Source organism: Paenibacillus sp. FSL L8-0435 (genome assembly GCF_037965655.1).
In the GTDB taxonomy this organism is placed as follows: Bacteria; Bacillota; Bacilli; order Paenibacillales; family Paenibacillaceae; genus Paenibacillus.
This window is the reverse complement of record NZ_CP150185.1, coordinates 1,698,448-1,716,632: the sequence shown is the minus strand read 5'-3', so window position 1 is coordinate 1,716,632 and position 18,185 is coordinate 1,698,448. Positions and strand designations below refer to the sequence as shown.

The 18,185-nt window shown below is 42.7% G+C and carries 20 protein-coding genes; 3 read left to right on the top strand and 17 right to left on the bottom strand.

Features of this window, described 5'->3' with window-relative positions:
* Nucleotides 1–2,502, bottom strand: coding sequence for a X2-like carbohydrate binding domain-containing protein (locus tag NST33_RS07765; RefSeq protein ID WP_339307464.1), 2,502 nt, complete (start codon nt 2,500–2,502; stop codon nt 1–3).
* 106 nt (nt 2,503–2,608) lie between these two features.
* Here NST33_RS07765 and NST33_RS07760 point away from each other — a divergent pair, with 106 nt between their 5' ends.
* Nucleotides 2,609–2,926: a hypothetical protein gene (locus NST33_RS07760; protein WP_339307462.1), complete on the top strand. Its 318-nt coding sequence runs from the start codon at nt 2,609–2,611 to the stop codon at nt 2,924–2,926.
* Between the two features lie 259 nt (nt 2,927–3,185).
* Here the strand turns inward: NST33_RS07760 and NST33_RS07755 are convergent, their stop codons facing one another.
* The 12 genes from NST33_RS07755 to NST33_RS07700 form a co-directional block, all read right to left on the bottom strand.
* Complete coding sequence (locus NST33_RS07755) at nt 3,186–4,157, bottom strand: aldo/keto reductase (protein WP_339307460.1); 972 nt, start codon at nt 4,155–4,157, stop codon at nt 3,186–3,188.
* A gap of 25 nt (nt 4,158–4,182) precedes the next feature.
* Nucleotides 4,183–4,599, bottom strand: coding sequence for a MerR family transcriptional regulator (locus NST33_RS07750; RefSeq protein WP_339307458.1), 417 nt, complete (start codon nt 4,597–4,599; stop codon nt 4,183–4,185).
* A 263-nt stretch (nt 4,600–4,862) separates the two neighbouring features.
* Nucleotides 4,863–5,417: a MepB family protein gene (locus NST33_RS07745; protein ID WP_339307456.1), complete on the bottom strand. Its 555-nt coding sequence runs from the start codon at nt 5,415–5,417 to the stop codon at nt 4,863–4,865.
* Between the two features lie 71 nt (nt 5,418–5,488).
* Nucleotides 5,489–6,352, bottom strand: a complete 864-nt coding sequence (locus NST33_RS07740; RefSeq protein ID WP_339307454.1) for an aminoglycoside phosphotransferase family protein — start codon at nt 6,350–6,352, stop codon at nt 5,489–5,491.
* 88 nt (nt 6,353–6,440) lie between these two features.
* Nucleotides 6,441–6,914 carry an NUDIX domain-containing protein gene (locus NST33_RS07735; RefSeq protein WP_339307452.1) on the bottom strand — a complete coding sequence of 158 codons (474 nt, stop codon included), beginning with the start codon at nt 6,912–6,914 and terminating at the stop codon, nt 6,441–6,443.
* 20 nt (nt 6,915–6,934) lie between these two features.
* Nucleotides 6,935–7,483, bottom strand: coding sequence for an HAD-IIIA family hydrolase (locus NST33_RS07730; RefSeq protein ID WP_339307450.1), 549 nt, complete (start codon nt 7,481–7,483; stop codon nt 6,935–6,937).
* Nucleotides 7,484–7,526: 43 nt separating this feature from the next.
* The gene (locus NST33_RS07725; RefSeq protein ID WP_339307448.1) at nt 7,527–7,742 is read right to left on the bottom strand and encodes a hypothetical protein; all 216 of its coding nucleotides are present in this window, start codon (nt 7,740–7,742) and stop codon (nt 7,527–7,529) included.
* Nucleotides 7,743–7,764: 22 nt separating this feature from the next.
* Nucleotides 7,765–8,037: a hypothetical protein gene (locus tag NST33_RS07720; RefSeq protein ID WP_339307446.1), complete on the bottom strand. Its 273-nt coding sequence runs from the start codon at nt 8,035–8,037 to the stop codon at nt 7,765–7,767.
* 35 nt (nt 8,038–8,072) lie between these two features.
* Nucleotides 8,073–8,939: a DUF4085 domain-containing protein gene (locus tag NST33_RS07715; protein WP_260632872.1), complete on the bottom strand. Its 867-nt coding sequence runs from the start codon at nt 8,937–8,939 to the stop codon at nt 8,073–8,075.
* A 121-nt stretch (nt 8,940–9,060) separates the two neighbouring features.
* On the bottom strand, nt 9,061–9,450 hold the full coding sequence (locus NST33_RS07710; RefSeq protein WP_221822628.1) for a hypothetical protein: 390 nt from the start codon (nt 9,448–9,450) through the stop codon (nt 9,061–9,063).
* A gap of 69 nt (nt 9,451–9,519) precedes the next feature.
* A complete protein-coding gene (locus NST33_RS07705; RefSeq protein ID WP_221822626.1) occupies nt 9,520–10,005 on the bottom strand; it encodes an NUDIX domain-containing protein in 486 nt (161 codons plus the stop codon).
* Nucleotides 10,006–10,023: 18 nt separating this feature from the next.
* Nucleotides 10,024–10,410, bottom strand: coding sequence for a helix-turn-helix domain-containing protein (locus NST33_RS07700; RefSeq protein ID WP_076209362.1), 387 nt, complete (start codon nt 10,408–10,410; stop codon nt 10,024–10,026).
* Between the two features lie 244 nt (nt 10,411–10,654).
* Between NST33_RS07700 and NST33_RS07695 the strand changes: the two genes are divergently transcribed.
* On the top strand, nt 10,655–11,242 hold the full coding sequence (locus NST33_RS07695) for an NAD(P)H oxidoreductase (RefSeq protein WP_221823485.1): 588 nt from the start codon (nt 10,655–10,657) through the stop codon (nt 11,240–11,242).
* Between the two features lie 134 nt (nt 11,243–11,376).
* On the opposite strand, the gene NST33_RS07690 is transcribed toward NST33_RS07695, so the two are convergent.
* From NST33_RS07690 to NST33_RS07675, 4 genes are all read right to left on the bottom strand, one after another.
* Nucleotides 11,377–12,018, bottom strand: coding sequence for a FusB/FusC family EF-G-binding protein (locus NST33_RS07690; protein ID WP_339307443.1), 642 nt, complete (start codon nt 12,016–12,018; stop codon nt 11,377–11,379).
* A 301-nt stretch (nt 12,019–12,319) separates the two neighbouring features.
* Nucleotides 12,320–13,444 carry a hypothetical protein gene (locus NST33_RS07685; RefSeq protein ID WP_339307441.1) on the bottom strand — a complete coding sequence of 375 codons (1,125 nt, stop codon included), beginning with the start codon at nt 13,442–13,444 and terminating at the stop codon, nt 12,320–12,322.
* A gap of 652 nt (nt 13,445–14,096) precedes the next feature.
* Complete coding sequence (locus tag NST33_RS07680; RefSeq protein ID WP_017689839.1) at nt 14,097–14,969, bottom strand: carbohydrate ABC transporter permease; 873 nt, start codon at nt 14,967–14,969, stop codon at nt 14,097–14,099.
* A gap of 16 nt (nt 14,970–14,985) precedes the next feature.
* Nucleotides 14,986–15,843 carry an ABC transporter permease subunit gene (locus tag NST33_RS07675; protein WP_179086446.1) on the bottom strand — a complete coding sequence of 286 codons (858 nt, stop codon included), beginning with the start codon at nt 15,841–15,843 and terminating at the stop codon, nt 14,986–14,988.
* Nucleotides 15,844–16,119: 276 nt separating this feature from the next.
* Here NST33_RS07675 and NST33_RS07670 point away from each other — a divergent pair, with 276 nt between their 5' ends.
* A complete protein-coding gene (locus tag NST33_RS07670; protein WP_339307439.1) occupies nt 16,120–17,931 on the top strand; it encodes a histidine kinase in 1,812 nt (603 codons plus the stop codon).
* The last annotated feature ends 254 nt before the right edge of the window (nt 17,932–18,185 follow it).

Below are 18,185 nucleotides of genomic sequence, written 5' to 3'. Positions count from 1 at the left end.
TCAACCCTTTCCTACGGCGATGGCAAGAATCGCTTTGACATCCTCATCGTCCCATTTCCCATCACCATTCATATCAAGCGCGTGCAATTGCTCCGGCGTAAGTGTAATCTTGCCTTTCATATATTTGGTTAACAAAAGTGCATCAGCAGCAGTCACTTTACCGTCGCCATCTGCATCTCCCATGACAAACACCGTGTATTGTGCAGTATACGTTACATCAGCTGTTACTGTGGATGTACCTACTTCATGACTACTAAGCTTAGTGATGCCACCATCGCTGCTCCATCCTGCAAAATGGTACCCCTTAGCAGGCGTTACTGTCGGCACGTTTACTGGATGTCCGCCAATCTCTACCTGCTCGCTCGTGCCGTCGATTGTCCCATGCTCGCCTTGTAAGTAGCTAACCGTCCCGACCTTTGGTGTAGTGTTATTAATTGTAACTACCAGCTTCTGTGTAGCCCCTGTACTAAAGGTAAAGTTCAGGTCTATTGTTCCTTCTGCTTGTTTGACCAAATACTCCTTACGGATCGTCACAGTACCCGCAACCATCTTGTAATCGCTGTCCAATACGAGCTTCTCGGCTCCATTTTCAATTCCAGTGAATTCATTCCCATTTAAGACAACTTCTGTTTCAATATCTTTGTAATCTGCAGATGAACTGTTTTTGTCAAAAGAAGCGGTTGTTGGATTGATCGTGCTGTTCATAACCGATTTCCGCAAAATAAGTCCATCCAAACCTATCACTACATCCTCGCTTCCGCTTGAGATGCTGCCGCGCAAATCAACCTTTGTCCCGCTTATTTGCTTGGTCCAAGTGATACCATCGGGTGAAGTAAGCAGGACTCCAGAGTTACCAGTAGCCTTAAATCCATTCATGTCATAATGTATGCCTTGAAGCACATTATTTACCGTACTCGTTACAGTACTCCAGTTTTCCCCGTTGGAAGAAGTGATAATTTTTCCGCTTGGTCCAACGGCAATAAACAAACCGTTACCGTATGCGATATCATACATATACCTTGAAGAGTCACTGGGTTGTTCCTTCCATGTAACCCCATCAGGCGATGTCACAACTGTACTCCCGCCTACGGCAACATATAAACCATTTCCATAACTAATGTCAGTAAGCGGAACTGACACTCCACTTGTTCGGCTCGTCCAAGTTTCACCATCCGGTGAAGTCATTATTTTTCCAAAAGCCCCTACAGTCACATATTGATGATCACCATATACGCTATCCAAGAGTGTCCCTTCATCTAATAATTGCTCTGTCCAAGATACTCCGTTAGATGAGGTCATAATAAGCCCAGTATTTGAGAGTCCGGAAAGTTCTTTATACCCTACAGCTATGAATTTGCCGTTACCATAGCTAACACTACTAATATAATCTCGTTTATACGGAAAAACTGCCTTTTTTCGGTTCACCCAATTTTGTCCATCTTCAGATGTGTAAATTGCACCTATCAGACTCGTCGATCCTATCATTTCATAACCAGCTGCAACAAACATGCCATTGCCATAAGTCAGGCTTTCAAGACCTGCAGCTGTTCCCCTCAACTGATCTGTCCAAGTCATTCCATTATTAGAGGTTAAGATCACACCACTGTAACCAACAGCAAAAATGAGACCATCCCTAGCAAAAACACCATTAAGATCCTTTATAGTACCTGTAGTTTGAACTGTCCAGTTCGTTCCGTTAGCTGAGGTCACAATGGTGCCTCCTCCACCGACTGCTACATATAAGTTATTAAGGTTGTCATAAGTCACTGTGTTAAACGTGACCGTGGAATTGCTGATTGCGGTTGTCCAACTGTTACCATCACTGGATGTGGCAATCAAACCACCTTGACCAACAGCTACAAATTTGTTATTGCCATAAGTTACTCCATTAAACATATAGGTATTGTTGACTGTTGCCGTGCTCCAAGTAGTTCCATCGGCAGATTGGATCACTGATCCTCTTTGCCCGACACCAACAAACTTATTCTTGCCGTAAGTAACACCCATATGATATGTACTGGTTACTGGCTGCCCCGTCCAAGTTATCCCGTCTGTGGATGTCATAACAATTCCATTGGCCCCTACTGCTACGAACTTCCCGTTGGCAAATACAACGCTAGTTATAGCGTAAGAGGTGATATTCTGTCTCTGAATTTTCCATTGAGTTTCACCGTCTACTAGGGTTACTATCAAACCACTTGATCCAACTGCGACAAATCTACCATTACCGTAGATGATACTTGCCAGATTGGAATTCACTGCTTGTGGATGGTCCGAGACTATCCAATTCTTACTATCAGTGGAAGTGATAATTACTTGATTTCGTCCCACAGCGACAAATTTATTGTTGCCATAGGCTACAGCACTAATCGAATTAGCCGTAGGGAATGGACTCACCTGTTCCCATTCGCCAGAAACGGCTTGCGCAGAATTTTGCGTCATGAATGCCACCATTATCAAAAATGCCAGTATAATCACTAGCCCTCGTTTGAAAGATGCCATCTTTTTGCCCCCTATGCTCCCCTTCAAATCATGTTCCTCCTCATTTACATTTAAAATTTGAAACTTCACGTGAATTATAACAAACGATTCTGAACCGATTCTGAACATGCGTTTTTTTGTTTTCCCAGCCGCAAACGCCAAAAAACGCCATACAATTCATAATTATGGCGCTCAATTAAATCATATCGATTCAAATATTATCTATTTATCCCTTTTTTTCTTGGGATCACCATTTATTTTCCACCAACGGGTATGGAGACATGGAACAAAATTCGCTGTGCCGGGAACGATGCTTGAGAAAGAAAAAGAACATGATCAGGTCATCAATAATCTAAACCAGAATATTGAGCAAACTCATTCTCAAATTAATGGCAAGCCTAAAGTCATGGTCGTTAAAGTTCTGAGTAAAACTTCTATATTTTGATGAAAAATCCTACAAACCCATCAACGCGGTTAAAAACAACCACATCCTGGTTGTAATTGATGAAATATGGGCTTTGGGTTAAGGCCCGTTGTCTGGAGCGGAGATTCTGAAGGAAACTTTGCCGTTCTTTGCGAAATAAGCTGTGTATTATAAGTGTTGCGTAAAAGAGACTTCCGAGGATGAAAGTCTCTTTTGTATTACATCTTTGCTTTTAACAAACAACTACTTCACTACTAATAACAAGTCATAAGGACATTATTTACCCGTTAAGCTGAGTCATCATTTCTTTCATATAACGTGTTCCATGGATTTCATTTTTGGGGCTTACCTTTTCAATGCGAGCTAAGTCAACAGGTGTCAGTTCAATCGTTGCAGCGTTCGCGTTTTCCTCCAAATATTTGATTCGTTTCGTTCCCGGAATCGGCAATGCGTTATTAGCCATTGTCCAAGCTAAAGCCAATTGTGCAGGCGTGCAACTCTTCTCCATTGCAATCTCTTTGATTTTATCCACAACTTCTATATTTTTGGCGAAATTGTCTCCTTGGAACCTCGGCATATATCTGCGCAGATCATTAACATCCAGATCTTCGAATTTCCGTATCTCCCCTGAGATAAACCCTCTGCTTAATGGACTGTATGCAATATGAGTAATATTCAATTCTCTCGCAGTCGGTAGAATCTCGTCCTCAATATCCCGGCTCCACAGGGAATATTCGCTCTGCAACGCAGAGATTGGATGAACGGCGTGTGCACGGCGTAAAGTGGAAGCCGATGCTTCCGACAAGCCAAGGCAGCGGACTTTCCCCTCTTTAACCAAGTCAGCCATCGCGCCAACCGTTTCCTCAATCGGAATCTGAGGATCTACCCTGTGTTGGTAATACAGATCAATATAGTCGGTGTCCAGCCTGCGAAGACTTGCTTCTACAGCCATTTTCACGTAATCCGGATGACCATTCAACGTCTCATAGTTTGGGGTATACGCGAATTTGGTAGCAATAATGGCCTGATCGCGACGTCCCTTCAGCGCTTTCCCCAGTAGTTCTTCATTATGACCATTCCCATACACATCAGCTGTATCTAGCAGTGTAACGCCAATCTCCAGCGCGTGATGGATGGTCTTCATTGAATCCTCATCATTGGTTTCCCCATACATCCCCGGAGACATGCCCATAATTCCCAATCCAATCGAAGATACGACGATATCGCTATTTCCCAGCACTCTTTGCTTCATTTCTCCATCTCTCCATCCGTTAATATTAGTCTTTGCCGATGCTTTCCATTTGGTCTAGCAGCTTGCTTTCTGAAGGAAGCTTTCCTGTTTCTATGTCTTCATAGATGGTCAATTTGTTATTCACCGCTGCAAGTGCTTCGGCAATTTCAAGTTGGCGGCGATGTAATTCCTCTTTATATTCGTGAAGGATTGCTTTCCGTTGTGGAATCGTTGAATCACCATCCAGCGCCAGACTAACCATATGTTTCAGTGTAGCTACCTTCATACCCGTTGCCCGGAAACAAGACATCAGTCTCATCCAATCCAGATGTTCTTCCTCGAACATCCGATTTCCATATTGATCCCGTTGAATGTAAGGGAGCAGTCCCTCCTTCTCGTAGTAACGAATTTTATGTGCAGGACAACCCAGCCGCTCCGAAGCTTCTTTTATCGAGAAAGTCATAATGCTGACTCCTCCTTTATGTTCATTTTTAGATGCCATTGGCCGGTTCTTTTACATCCTAAGGCTTAATGTTCACATTAAGGCAAGCACAAATTTCAAAAAAATTAAATGAACTGACGTTCACTATTTTTAACAAATGGAGGACATAGCTTACGCTTCAGTACTGAGAAATAACGAATAGAGGAGATTATGTCGAAAGATCGGTGAAAGTTGATATTCAGAGGAAAAGAGTTTGGAGATGCTGGGCTACTGTTTCGCTTACTTTAATCGCTAGGGCCATAAAGTACCCGAGCTTGATCACAGTTCAACGGTTTGGTAAAAGGTACTTCCAAGAAGTATTCCAGCTGCCATTGCTGCGTTTTTAAAGCCTGCTTACTTGCTGGCTTGTCCCAAGGCGGATATACACGTATGGCCCGCTTGCCACCTTTTCCTTGATCCGATAGGATATCTCGCTGCAACAATACATGTTTCGGAAATACAAATTGACCAAAGTGACTACCTGTTCGCGTACTAATGACATACACATCTGCTGGATCTGATCCATCATATGGCTGTGTCGTTCCATCCTCACTCCGCTGCCATAGGGTAACAAATTGTCCGATCTTGGTTGGCGTGGTTTTGGCGACGCGAAATCGAATGGAGAGAGAATTTATGGTGAACACATATGCACCATATTCAGCATTTTGTGCTTCTTCATGTGGTTGTGAGCAACCAAAGCCACACTTGTCATAGATAAGTTCTTTACTGGCAAGTAAGTCGCCATGAAGTATATCGAAGGTCCATGCATTCGGACTATGCAAACTATTTTTGTTATCCAACTTGTGATATCTCTCCTTTCTTGTATAGTCTGAACTAAGGCATTTGCGATAGCTGTAAATACTTTGCTAGCTCAAAATTCCTGACATAGTCGTTTCCATTCATTCCACGCCTTCAAGTATTCAGGCAGATCATCCGGATGATGTTTGTTACTCAGCCCAATTCGGCAATATAGATGGATCAGAGCTTCCTCTATTAATCTGGATTTATCCATATCTACTTTTTCCAGAAGTTCGAATGTAGCAAATAATGTTTCGGTGTTGATATCATCTGGCGAGGAGCTAAAAGCATACAAGAAATCATAGAGGATAGGTCCAACCATTGGAGATGGATCAATGACGCCGATGAGTTCATTTTGATCATATACAAAATTATGAACCCCCGTATCGCCATGTAAAAGAAACTTCTCTTCTTCCTCATGAAAGAGACGATCCACTTTGGATTGAACCAGATTATAATCATCTGTTGTTAAAATACTTCCGATATTCATTTTTGCCTCATGAATACTAATCTGATTGAATTCTTTCCATGTCCTCAGTGGGAACTCTATTCTGCCCCATGATTTCGTATCTGAAGAACGCACATATGTATTGAACAGCTCTTTCACGAGACGAGTTAACCAGTCTCTTTTCTGTCCCCGATTGAAATGGGTCGTGCCTTCCATATACGTATAGATAAAATAAGTGTTATCCAGATCAGTGAACAAAACTTCAGGCAGTAACGAAGAATTCTTATACGTATCCAAAAACTGCTGGGCAATATGAATCTGTTCGGGTTCATCTGATTTCAGAATATAGTTCCTGTTCAGATCCGTACTCAACCGATAAACACGTCCAGCTGTGGTACCTGACAAACTTTGAATTTCAGATATCTCTTCGTTGATATAATGCCTCTTGAATAAGTCATTGATCTCATTAATCGTTGGATTAATTAACATAACATATGGTTCCCCTCATATAACTAGGATCTTGATTCATTTGTTGAAGATAAGGTGAGTTTAAATTCCAGTTGCACAGTGGGTTGGATTATTTTTCAAAATGGGCACGTTCTTCTTGGTTGGAGCTAAAAATATAATCTGGGTACTGGTTTGCCATGGCTGGGAGCTGATCCTCGGAGAAAAACTGCAGATCCTTCATCTCTTCATTATCGGGCGTGAGTTGCCCGGATTTGATCCTGCATTCAAATACGATAGTCAAATATTCAACCTGATGACCATTGCTGTATGTAAACCTTCTTGCTTCACCCCCGTATACTCCGATAATCTTCTCGGGTTCAACAACTAGACCTGTCTCTTCCAGTGCCTCTCTAGCCATCGCTTGAGCCGGTGTCTCACCAAGCTCAATTGCTCCGGCAATCAACCCCCAGGTTGATTCGTTATGTTTACGACCGAACAGAATCTCCCCTTGTTCATTTCGGATAATCCCAGCTACACCCGGCATAAAAATAAGCTCGTTGCCGATCTTTTCCCTGAGGTTTTTGTAATAGTCTGACATGCCCATACACCGTTACCTCCTGTCTTTTATTTACTGAATTCCCTTCCATGAAGGATCCATTGTACGGCATCCCAAATATCCTCTGCGATATAATCAGGTTCGGTCTCCATCCATTTGTCTCTGAATTTGGTTAATGAAGATTCCCCCCAGCCTGTTCTCACCATGATCTTGGTCGCTCCTACGGCATGGGCAGCAAGCATGTCTGTATCTCCTACATCTCCAATAACGATGCATTTGGATAAATCCAGACCGAGTTCCTCTGATGCTTGTAATAACATTCCGGGTTTAGGCTTTCTGCAACTGCATTCTTGCTCATGTGGACATATATAGGAGTGATCGAATCCGTACTCGCGAAATTGTTCTTCAAAATCCTCAACACTTGCTTCTCCACGTGAGATTCGATATTGATTCGTAAAAGCCAGTACCATAATTCCTTCTCGTTTCAAATGCATAATTGCTTCTTGAGCATTTGGGTATAATCTGAAATCTCTCGGATGAATAAAATGACCTGTACCACCAATTGTTCCATCTCTGTCTATAAAAACAGCTTGTACTTTTCCCTGTGGTTTCATCATGGTCTGTTCCCTTATTAGAAAAATTTCAAGTCGTGTCGTTCATCTAAACTTTCTCATCAATAATATGCTTGCTACCATCTTGCTGATTATGGTGTTGCAATTTTTTAATTTCAGTTTTCAAATAGTGCACTTCTTTAACTAGGACATCCAGCTTTTGCGATGTTTTGGATGAATCTATCGCATAACGTACAATTGCAGCAAAGATAAGAACGACAATTAAACTTATAATTGAGATCACTAAAGCCCAGATAAATTCCAAAATGGTGTCCAACTCCTTGCTGTCAAAATAATAAGTCGTAAAACTCTTCTGAAAACCAAAACCATACAATCCCCAGGATCACCATAATGGTACCTAGTACTTTTAATATTATTTCGATATGTTTAGGGATATCACTATTAGGTGGGTTATCCTCAAACTCGTAATTCGGTTTAATTTTTCGATATCTCATCAGGACAAATATTTTGTATAGAAAATCAGGAAAGAAGTAACATGCAATGCCCACGACAAATACGTGAGTAGATAGATAACCAAACGTACTGGTGGTCCATTCCATCTCTATTTCCTCCATATTCATCCTCTTGGTCTCTCTCATTCTTCCTCTTCGGCAAGAATATCAGCACAGCGAACAATCAGCTCAGGCATATTCTCTCCATCAAATAGAACATGAAGTTCATATCCGTTATCGATCCGATACAGCTCTTGATACAGCCAGTAACTGCCTACAATCTCACCCTCTTGCTTGATGATTTCGGGTGCAACCAGCGTGAGTTTATTTATATTGGTGAAGCCCCCACGGGTGTCAAAACGAATAACCACTTCATCCATCGTCAACAGTTCCGTTACCGTACAATCATGATATTGAACCCGGCTATGTATTTCATCGGGGATATTCTGTGCCATCATCACTTCTCTAAATTCTTTCGATGTGTGTTCCACACGTCTCCAATTGTGTGCACTCTGTTTCTTCAATTGCTGTAGTATCTCTCTCGTGCAATATCCCAAAGTAAACACACGAATATCCGCAATTTGTTCAACGATTTCCTGTGGCAGATGTTCCGCCTTGTATTGAAAACTCGACTCCATCGATTCTTTGTACTCTTCCTTGCATTTCTTCTCATCAAACGGAGGACGCACATCATATTCTGCAATGAGTTTCTCGATATGCGCTCTTTGTTCTGGCTGCATGTGAAATACGATCTGATCCTCTTCTGTCACTTCTTCCTCACCGAAAGCTTTGTCTACGCGAGTAAGTACTTGACCATCATGCTCCAGCATGTAACGTGGGTCCAAGTTATATAACTCTCGCTCCTGTTTCACATGCGCTTTTTCCTTTCTTTTATACAGCCTTAAAAATAGATTTTCATCGAACTCGTAAGCTCCGTTATGTACTCTTAAACCAAAATGAAAATGTGTCTGCTGACAAAGCTCATACCATTCTTTCGTTAGATATCTCATGGGCATCTCTCCTGCTGATTTATAGAATCTACTTTGCTATTAAAGCATAGACCTCTTTAATTTGTGACGAGAATTAAGCTGCACTTCCTCAACGATTCCTTATATTCACAAACGCACTGCTCTACCCCAATGTTTGAAAAAATTTGTGTTTGATCTCTTTGTCGTTTCGCGCCGCCCATTCATGCACAGCTTCTACGCCTGCAGACTCCTGACCTCGTTGAAAATAAAAACATAGATCCATCGGCACTAACCGTTTACCATAGAGTTTGATGCCAATCCGTCTGTAATTCATATAAATACACTCAATCTGAGATGCATCATATCTCTGATGTTTCATAGAAATCACATGATCGCTTTCCAGCGTAATACTGGGTCTAGTGAAAAACAAACGCCAGAGCAGAAAAACGATATAACCGAGAATAAAGGTCAATATAACGATCAGGAAGTACTTCATAATACCATTTTCATCATAAATAATATTTCTGAAAAACATAGCTTCAATGACCAACATACATAGTAGGCTCAACCATGCTCTTGGATAAATCGTCTTGTATGTGATGAGTTCCAACTCCTAATTATTCTAACCATTAATCCGAAGCCACTCGGAAGGGACTTTTCTGACAAAATGCTTCTCAACAAAATCCAAAATATCATCAATTCCGGGCAAAGCCGCATTTTCTTTAGCTTCGTCAAACGTCATCCATTGGTACTCGATATGTTCATGATTTAACCGGACAACCTGGCTTTCATCCACATATCCTACGAATACGGGAGCGGTATAGATATACTCCTCCATGGGTGAATAATATTGTTCGAATTGATTGGCAGAATACAACCTGACTTCCGTAATACCTGTTTCCTCATGAACTTCTCTGAGTGCAGCTTCCCATGCCTTCTCGCCCTTTTCTATCCCGCCGCCAACATAACACCACTCGTTATGCAACATACGACCAGCCCGCTTCAGCATCAGTACACGGTATTGATCGAGGCTTTTCTTCAATAGAACTACAGCCACGCCTTCACAACGAATGGGAACTGCCTGTTTCACGTGCTCTGCACCATCCACCTTCTCGTGCCCCTCTCTTCAACTTTCCTGAGAATCGAAATCCTCCAATACTTTAAACCTATCCCCGTGGATTTTATCCAGATGCTCTTCTCCCCAATAACATAGATGATCCAGGGCGGGCTTAAGTCCCCAGCCGTAGTCCGTTAACTCATATTCCACTTTGGGAGGTACCTCCGAATATACCTTTCGCTGTACGATTTCATCCTTTTCAAGTCCTCTAAGCTGTGTTGTCAGCATCTTCTGCGTAATGTCGGGGATTAATCGTCGAAGCTCTGACGTGCGTTTACGTCCGGTCATTAAATGATAAATAATCAATGGCTTCCACTTCCCGCCCATCACTTCCAAGGCTGCTTCCACGCCTACTTTATATTTCTTTGGCGCGCTCGTTTCTCCATGTTCCGTCATTTTTGAACCCCTCCATAATCAGGCTGTATCCCAAGTGAAAATAAAATTTCACTGCTCTTCTTTCAATTATTTGAGCCTATTTCGAGGCATCCATTTAGGGTACTTTGATGTTCCTATGGCACTTCATTCTTCCTATAGAACATCAAAGTGCGTACTTCCAGATGTTTTCATACCTGTTTATAATAGCATCAGCCACTGATTTATGGCTACAAGACTGCATTCCAGAAAGGTAGTGAAAGATAAGATGAACGTACTCATTGTAGTATCCCACCCAAGAAAAGACTCCTTGACCTTTCAGGTAGCTCAACGTTTTGCACAGGGTCTTACCGATGCCGGTCACGGTTATGAGATATTGGATTTGCATGGGATTGGCTTCGACCCAATTCTCCGAGAAATGGATGAACCAGACTATACCCAAGAACATCAGGTGTTCTCGCATGAGGTTGAAACCGAGATGAAGCGATTGAAGAAACACGATGCTGTGGCTTTTGTGTTTCCTCTCTGGTGGTGGCATCTGCCAGCCATGTTGAAAGGTTATGTGGATCGTGTCATGAACAACGGATTTGCCTACGGCGCGAACAAGCTCCCTCATCAGCAGATATTGTGGATCGCTCTTTCGGGTGTGACGGAAGAACAGATGCAGAAGCGCAACTATGGTCAATCAATCGCCAACCTGCTCAATGTGGGTATTGCCGATTACTGTGGGGTGTCCCAATCGAGGGTTGAGTATTTATATGAAACGTTGGAATCCAAGCCTGAGCATTATGAGGCACTGCTGAACCAAGCACATCACTTGGGACTGAACTATGCCAACGATATTCCGACTTCATGATCGTATAAAAAAAAGGTATGACCCTGACCCGAATATGAATTCTGAAGTTTAGTGGTACGTTCAATGGCGAATCATTACGCTTGAACACGGCAAAAAGGTCGCTCCGAAGAGCGACCCTGCCTGTGTGTCTTGCATTATTTTACTGTCGAGAGAAGAAACTTCTCCAGCATAGAGATATCGGTAATACTATGGTTGCAAGCTGTGTTATCCATGCATACGTACTGGGCAATGGAAGAAAAGTTGTCCGGCGAATGAGCCTTGGTCTTCACGTTGAAGAATCCAAGCTCCTGATGACGATGACAGAACATGCAATACCCTTTTTTGTTCGTGGGTGTAATCCGTCCCTCAATACCGAGGAACCTGCCTTTGTGCGGGTACACGATGAACAAGCGACTCGTGGCAATGTCAGTCCATCTCAGATAGGTTGTATGTGCGTAATCGATGGATTCGAGATCCGGCACTTTAAGCTTCTTGGCCTTTGGAAACAACTTCTGAATCTGCTTCGCTGATACATGCGGATATGGAATCAGATATGATTCCAGCCCGTTCAGATACGTCTGCAATTCATGTGTCGTCTCATACGTGGATAACTGCTCCAACAGTTGCTTCTGCTCTGGAGTGAGTTCATCGAAGATGCTCACCGCATTGGTGCCGACCGTATAACGGACGGTTTCCAATACTTTTCGATCCACAACCGAGCGTAGCGTTTTGAGCAGGAAATCAGCTTGTTTTTGAATATAATTAAATTGATGATTCTGAATAAATGGTGTTTGCATGGCGTTCAGCCCCTTATTTTTATTGGAAGAACAAATAAGGTGCAAAGCCTGCGGGATGTAACATTATGTTGATATTGATTTCAGGGCAACAATCTCATTTTTGTCGCGCCCTACACAAAGTCCGCCCCTATTCAGGCTTTGCATAAGGCTTTCTAGCGAACGAGCAATCCGGCATTATCCATATTGCCACGTCATAACCCCCAATACGATAGATATATCGAAATTATAGCAGGGTAGGATAGTGTAGGCAACGGCTCTGGAAGAGATAGCAAAGCTTTGAAATCCATCTTTACGAGTTATTTTAAACCGTTGGAGCCAAGCGATCAGACTGCAAGCTCAGTAACTTCGCTGGAGGGATGCTTTCTTGCAAATCTCCACTCATAACATCCATCGCTTCCCATTCGACGAATACAACAAAGTTCTCTGTGAGTATTGGATAATCGGACCAATTCGTCTTTTCATTAAGGGCATACGCGACTTCCTTCCACAAGCTCACGCCTTCCTCCCACCAATCTCCGTTGCTACGCCAATATATAATAAGAGTTCTAAGTTTCTGAATTAAATGTTGATCCGTAAGTTCTTGTTGATCGTTCATCGGATGATCTCCTGAATTCCAGAGCGTGTAATAATATTCTTCCTCATCATTATCATTTTCTTCTATTTGCTCTTCTCTTACTTCTTGCAAGCCAGGATGGAAAATAGGTGAATATACCGTATGCACTTCATCATGCAAGTAGATTGACATAAAACAATATTCTTTGCCTGACTGATTCTCACAGAGATCGCTAACGATTTCTTTTAAAGCTTGAATGAGTTCCTCTTTTACCTTTTCTCTGAGTACTAAAACTTCCTCAGATGGCATCCTTACGTAGATTACACCTCTGGTCCCATCTAACACTCGCAGGAGATTGCCTTGCTCATCATATTCGAAATAGGTTCGAAGAAGGTGATCAAAATAAGCATTATTTTCGTATTGAGGTTGGTATATTTGAACCAGATTATTCCCCTCGTAGATGTAGTCTTCAACCTCTAATTTATCAAATCTCGGAAAATACTCCACTGACTGATGGATCAATTCACCTTGCAACAAGTACTCTTTGATGGAATCCAAAATCCCATCCACATATGTTCTAGTGGTCATTTTATTTTCTTCATAAGTAATGTAAGCATACCCATCAATTAAATCATCACAAGCCGAGACTCTAATTCTGTCATCCTTATCAAACTCATAATATGTATCCGTCTCTTCATCTGAGATATCACCAGAGATTTCACCTTGGCGGGCATACCAATACAGAGAGATGTCATAACGCTTGCTAGTGGTATATTCTCTTCTATGTATCGATGCTTCAGCCTCTTCCTTATAAAACGTATAATTCTCATTTGCCTCTTGACTAAGCTTTACATAATATTCTTTGTCGATCATGATTTTTGCTCCTCCGTGTTAAAATTCATGTCCCTTATAAGTAGCCTGTACTCTTTTTCTTGTCCATCATTCTTTCAAAAGAAAAAGAGAGAATTTCTTCTCTCTTTCCATTTTAGTAACTTAAGACAACTTAGTAAGACAACCAACCATACGTTCGATAATCATGAGGTACTGGACGATAAAATTCTTCAAGAAGCATGTTCTGTTTGAATTGTTTTCGAAAGCTTCTTTGGGTGAGTCCTCGAATGTCCTTAACCTCATTATTATAGTAATGCTTGGTTTTTCTGTGATTTCGATACTCATTTAATTTCTTGATTCTGGGGTCGAAATCTCTTTTAATTCTCTTCCATGTATCCAAGTGCTTGTCTAGCTGTTGCAATTCCCATGCTTGCATTTCATCGTTATCATTGAACAATAAGATCCCCGGCACGCACTTTAGATTTACCTAGAATCAGGTATGAGTAGTAACGTACCTAGAGGTCTACAACATATGGAGGTATCAAAACGATTAACCTCACTTTCTTTATGAATTGGTACTATCTTACAACAAATTAATAGGATTGAAAATATTTACACCAAAAAGAAGCCACCTCCCTGGCCTTCCCCAGTTCAGTGACTCCATTTTGCAATCCTATTCATTCCCTACATTCAACTACTCCTTAACAGCACCAACCACGATCCCGGTTACAAAATAACGTTGCAGGAACGGGTACACAAGCAGGATCGGCAGCGCGCTGATAAAGATCTGCGAAGCCCGAATGGTCCGTTGGGACAGGTTCTTCACCGCTTCTGGATCAAGCTTCGACATATCGGCCTGCACGATGATCGTCTGCATGAATGTCGCGAGTGGAAGTTTTTCCGCATCACGGATGTAGATAATCCCGTCAAAGTACGCGTTCCAATGCCCAACCATCATGAAGAGTGAAACCGTTGCAATAACGGGTACCGAGACAGGCAGATAGATTTTGATAAACGTTTTAAAGTGCCCTGCGCCATCGATAAATGCCGCTTCTTCCAGATCCTTCGGAACGGTACGGAAGAAATTCAGCAACAGAATGATGTTAAATACCGCAACCAATCCCGGCAGGATCAAGGCCAGCAATGTGTTCATCAGTCCCAGCTTCAGAATCAGGATGTACCCTGGAATGAGGCCACCGCTGAACAGCATCGTGATGACAAAATACCACAGATAGATGTTACGTGCGCGGAACACCCGCGTCTCTTTGGATAGCGCATAGGCTGCAATCGTATTAACGATTAACGCAAGTCCTGTACCCAGTACCGTCCGCTCCACGGATACCCATAAGGAGGAGAGGAAGTTGGTATTGGCGAACGTCTTGGCATACGCCTCCAGTGTAAATCCAATCGGCCAGAACGTTACGAGACCAGCATTTGCAGGTGCAGATGCGCTAAGTGATACCATGAGCAAGTGATACAAAGGCAGCAAGCAGAGCAGTGAAAGGATGGTCAGTAACACATTGTTGAATATGCTGAATATGCGGTAAGGCATCGTTTTATGGTACATTCGTTTGTCATCCTTTCTAGAAAATTCGATATCCGGCGAATCGGTAAGCCAGTCGGTACGAGATCACAATCAGGATCAGGCTGATGACCGATTTGAACAGATTCACAGCGGTAGCGAAACTGAACTGCCCACTAAGCAGACCTTCTCTGTACACAAACGTATCGATAATATCTCCTTGTTGATAAATCAACGGACTATATAAGTTAAAGATCTGGTCAAAGTTGGCGTTAAGCACATTACCCAGTGCCAAGGTTGCGATTACGATCCCAATGGGGATCAGTGCCGGGATGGTAATATACATCGTTTGTTTCCAGCGTCCTGCCCCATCTACTTCAGCTGCTTCATAAAGTGCAGGGTTAATGCCAGACAGTGCCGCGAGGAAGATGATTGTGTTGAATCCAAACTCTTTCCAGACATCACTCGCAATAATTGTGAAGCGGAACCAGCTGCCATCCCCCAGGAAGAAGATCGGTTTGATGCCGAATACGGATACCAAGAACTGATTGACAATACCCGTCTGGGCCAGAATGTCGATCAGAATGCCTGATAGCGTGACCCAGGACAGAAAGTGAGGAAGATACACAAGCGTTTGAATCGTTCTTTTCAGCGCCATCTTCCGTACCTCGTTTAGCAATAAGGCGAAGACAAACGGAATAATCAGATTCATGACAATCTTCGTGCAGGCAAAAAATAGCGTGTTCCACGTAATTTGCAGGAAGTAATCATTTTCCCACATGTACCTGAAGTGCTTTAGTCCTACCCATTCGGAATTAAAGAATCCCAGTGCAGGTTTATAATCCTGAAATGCCATCAAAATCCCGGACATCGGAATGTATGAAAATATAAAGACCATAATGGCCGCCGGCAACACCATGAAGTGCAGAATCCATGGCTGTTTATAGCGTTTTTTTCTCTTTTTTTCCAGCTTGTTCCCAACGTTTGCCTGCGGGACCCGCTTACCCTCCAATTTAGCCTCCATTGCACTGCTCCTGTTCCCAAAAAAAGTTTTTGTGTGTGATGGGGTTCTCTGATATAAATAGTATCAAGCCATACTGAGGTCTGCTATATAACATTGTTAGGCTTGATAGTGTTTTGTTAGGGCCATCCTAGGAAGAGGTTAATTTACACACGAATTTAAAGGAGACTTTTCATGTATATATGGAAGCGCTTAATGCCTTTTCAAGGTAATACCAGATCCCGATTCAGTCTTTTTGCCAAAATAAACTTATTAATTGTAGTCTTGTTCATCCCCATTCTAATCATGTACACCTACTCGAATAACGTCACCTATGATGTCGTCAGCAAAGAACTGCAGATCTCCAACACAAAACAGCTCACGTTTCTGTCCAGTCAGATCGACTCCCGAATCAATCAGATGATGGATTTCAGCCTAATTCTCTCCCGAGACCCCAATGTCAGAGCATTCAACGGCCTTAACATGTGGGATGATCGATATGACCGGATGCAGACCCGTTATGTGATTCAGGAGAAAATGACGCTTCAGACGAGCGTTACCGATATATGGCCTACCCGATATGCGGTGTATTCACAGCAGAATGAGGATGTCATCGCCAACTACAATCGAACTACCGGATATGATGAGGCGTATTTGAAAAAAAATATGAGCGGACAATGGACCTATGGGGACCAAAGTGCCGAATCACAAGATGAGATGAAATCCTTCTACTGGTTCTTTACGGACTCCCTTGCCCAACCAGGAATGCTCACTGGAAGCAATCTGGTGATTGAAGCCAGCTTCAGTTATGAGAACATTCAGAATATGCTGGATACGTATAAAGCAGGCGGACAAGGTGATCCTTTCTTTTATCACAAAGGAAATGCACCCATTCTGAATCGCAGCGCGGACAAACAGTTATCCGCAGCACTCACTCAGTATCTGGATACGCACTCGCCAGAGGATACCACACAGGACGTGGTCGAACTGAACGGAAAGAAATATCTGGTTAGCTCCGTGAAGTCCACCTATCTGGATTGGCATCTGGTTGACGTCATCCCGCTGTATCAGATTTTGAAACCCATCTCGCTCAGTCAGAATCTGTTCTACACCTGTATGATTTTGCTGCTGGTTGTGGGCATCTCTGCTTCAATCCTGCTATACCGGAATGTTCAATATCCGATCAAAAAGCTAATTAAAGGCTTACGCCGTGTAGAGCAAGGGGATTATTCTGTCCGACTGTATAGCAAAAATCAGAATGAGTTCTCATTCCTGTTCCGCCGATTCAACGATATGTCCCATCAGATTCAAGATCTGATCGAGAATGTGTTCCATGAGAAAATTAGAGCCCGGGAAGCTACGCTGAAGCAATTACAAGCGCAGATCAATCCGCATTTCCTATATAATTGTCTTGGGTATATCATCAACATGGCCCAGATGAAGGACGAGCAAGCCGTGGTCTCCATGGCGCATAACCTAAGTGCGTATTATCGCTACACCACCCGTATGGAACGGGAGACGTCGTCGCTACAAGAAGAGATCAAGCTGCTGATCAACTATCTGGATATTCAGAAGCTGCGGAATGGTCGCATTGAGTATCACATCGATATCCCTGAAGATATGCTTGCCCAGTCGGTGCCACGATTAATGCTTCAACCGATGGTCGAGAATTCCGTGATACACGGCGTGGCGAAGTCCTATTCATCCGGGGAAATCCGAATTACCGGGGAGCGCTTGAATGGTTTTGGCAGAATATACATCGATGACGACGGCCCAGGCTTAAGCCCGGAACAATACGAAGCGCTAAACTTGAAGATGCAGGAACCTTTACAAGAAGAAATGGGCTGTGGCCTTTGGAATACGCACCAACGAATCACGCACCTGTTCGGCAGTCATTCCTACCTCCTATTCGGCCCATCCCCACTTGGCGGATTCCGAACCGAAATCATCTGGGAGATACCAAAAGAGGATACAGATTCCGATAAAGATAATACCGATGCGAATTGATACGATACAAACAATAAATTGACGATTTAATTTTGAACAAGATCATGTACACAATAACGCAGAGGACAGAAAAAACCTGAAGAAACGAAGTGTTCGCCTGAAAGCTTTCTGAAAGAAAGCTACATCGGAACCATAAGCTATCGCCAGATTTTCACCTTATAAAATTGATTCAGAAAATCTGGGGGTAACAGCGATCGGAAGGTTATTCTGTCATCGGAGTGGCAAGTGTACAGCTGTCTGGGTTCAACCACCAA

What these genes read in the sequence shown, in the direction of transcription:
- NST33_RS07765 (WP_339307464.1), bottom strand. Translation starts at nt 2,502, where the DNA reads ATGGCATCTTTCAAACGAGGGCTAGTGATTATACTGGCATTTTTGATA.
- NST33_RS07760 (WP_339307462.1), top strand. Translation starts at nt 2,609, where the DNA reads ATGCGTTTTTTTGTTTTCCCAGCCGCAAACGCCAAAAAACGCCATACA.
- NST33_RS07755 (WP_339307460.1), bottom strand. Translation starts at nt 4,157, where the DNA reads ATGAAGCAAAGAGTGCTGGGAAATAGCGATATCGTCGTATCTTCGATT.
- NST33_RS07750 (WP_339307458.1), bottom strand. Translation starts at nt 4,599, where the DNA reads ATGACTTTCTCGATAAAAGAAGCTTCGGAGCGGCTGGGTTGTCCTGCA.
- NST33_RS07740 (WP_339307454.1), bottom strand. Translation starts at nt 6,352, where the DNA reads ATGTTAATTAATCCAACGATTAATGAGATCAATGACTTATTCAAGAGG.
- NST33_RS07735 (WP_339307452.1), bottom strand. Translation starts at nt 6,914, where the DNA reads ATGGGCATGTCAGACTATTACAAAAACCTCAGGGAAAAGATCGGCAAC.
- NST33_RS07730 (WP_339307450.1), bottom strand. Translation starts at nt 7,483, where the DNA reads ATGATGAAACCACAGGGAAAAGTACAAGCTGTTTTTATAGACAGAGAT.
- NST33_RS07720 (WP_339307446.1), bottom strand. Translation starts at nt 8,037, where the DNA reads ATGGAATGGACCACCAGTACGTTTGGTTATCTATCTACTCACGTATTT.
- NST33_RS07715 (WP_260632872.1), bottom strand. Translation starts at nt 8,939, where the DNA reads ATGAGATATCTAACGAAAGAATGGTATGAGCTTTGTCAGCAGACACAT.
- NST33_RS07710 (WP_221822628.1), bottom strand. Translation starts at nt 9,450, where the DNA reads ATGTTGGTCATTGAAGCTATGTTTTTCAGAAATATTATTTATGATGAA.
- NST33_RS07700 (WP_076209362.1), bottom strand. Translation starts at nt 10,410, where the DNA reads ATGACGGAACATGGAGAAACGAGCGCGCCAAAGAAATATAAAGTAGGC.
- NST33_RS07695 (WP_221823485.1), top strand. Translation starts at nt 10,655, where the DNA reads ATGAACGTACTCATTGTAGTATCCCACCCAAGAAAAGACTCCTTGACC.
- NST33_RS07690 (WP_339307443.1), bottom strand. Translation starts at nt 12,018, where the DNA reads ATGCAAACACCATTTATTCAGAATCATCAATTTAATTATATTCAAAAA.
- NST33_RS07685 (WP_339307441.1), bottom strand. Translation starts at nt 13,444, where the DNA reads ATGATCGACAAAGAATATTATGTAAAGCTTAGTCAAGAGGCAAATGAG.
- NST33_RS07680 (WP_017689839.1), bottom strand. Translation starts at nt 14,969, where the DNA reads ATGTACCATAAAACGATGCCTTACCGCATATTCAGCATATTCAACAAT.
- NST33_RS07675 (WP_179086446.1), bottom strand. Translation starts at nt 15,843, where the DNA reads ATGGTGTTGCCGGCGGCCATTATGGTCTTTATATTTTCATACATTCCG.
- NST33_RS07670 (WP_339307439.1), top strand. Translation starts at nt 16,120, where the DNA reads ATGTATATATGGAAGCGCTTAATGCCTTTTCAAGGTAATACCAGATCC.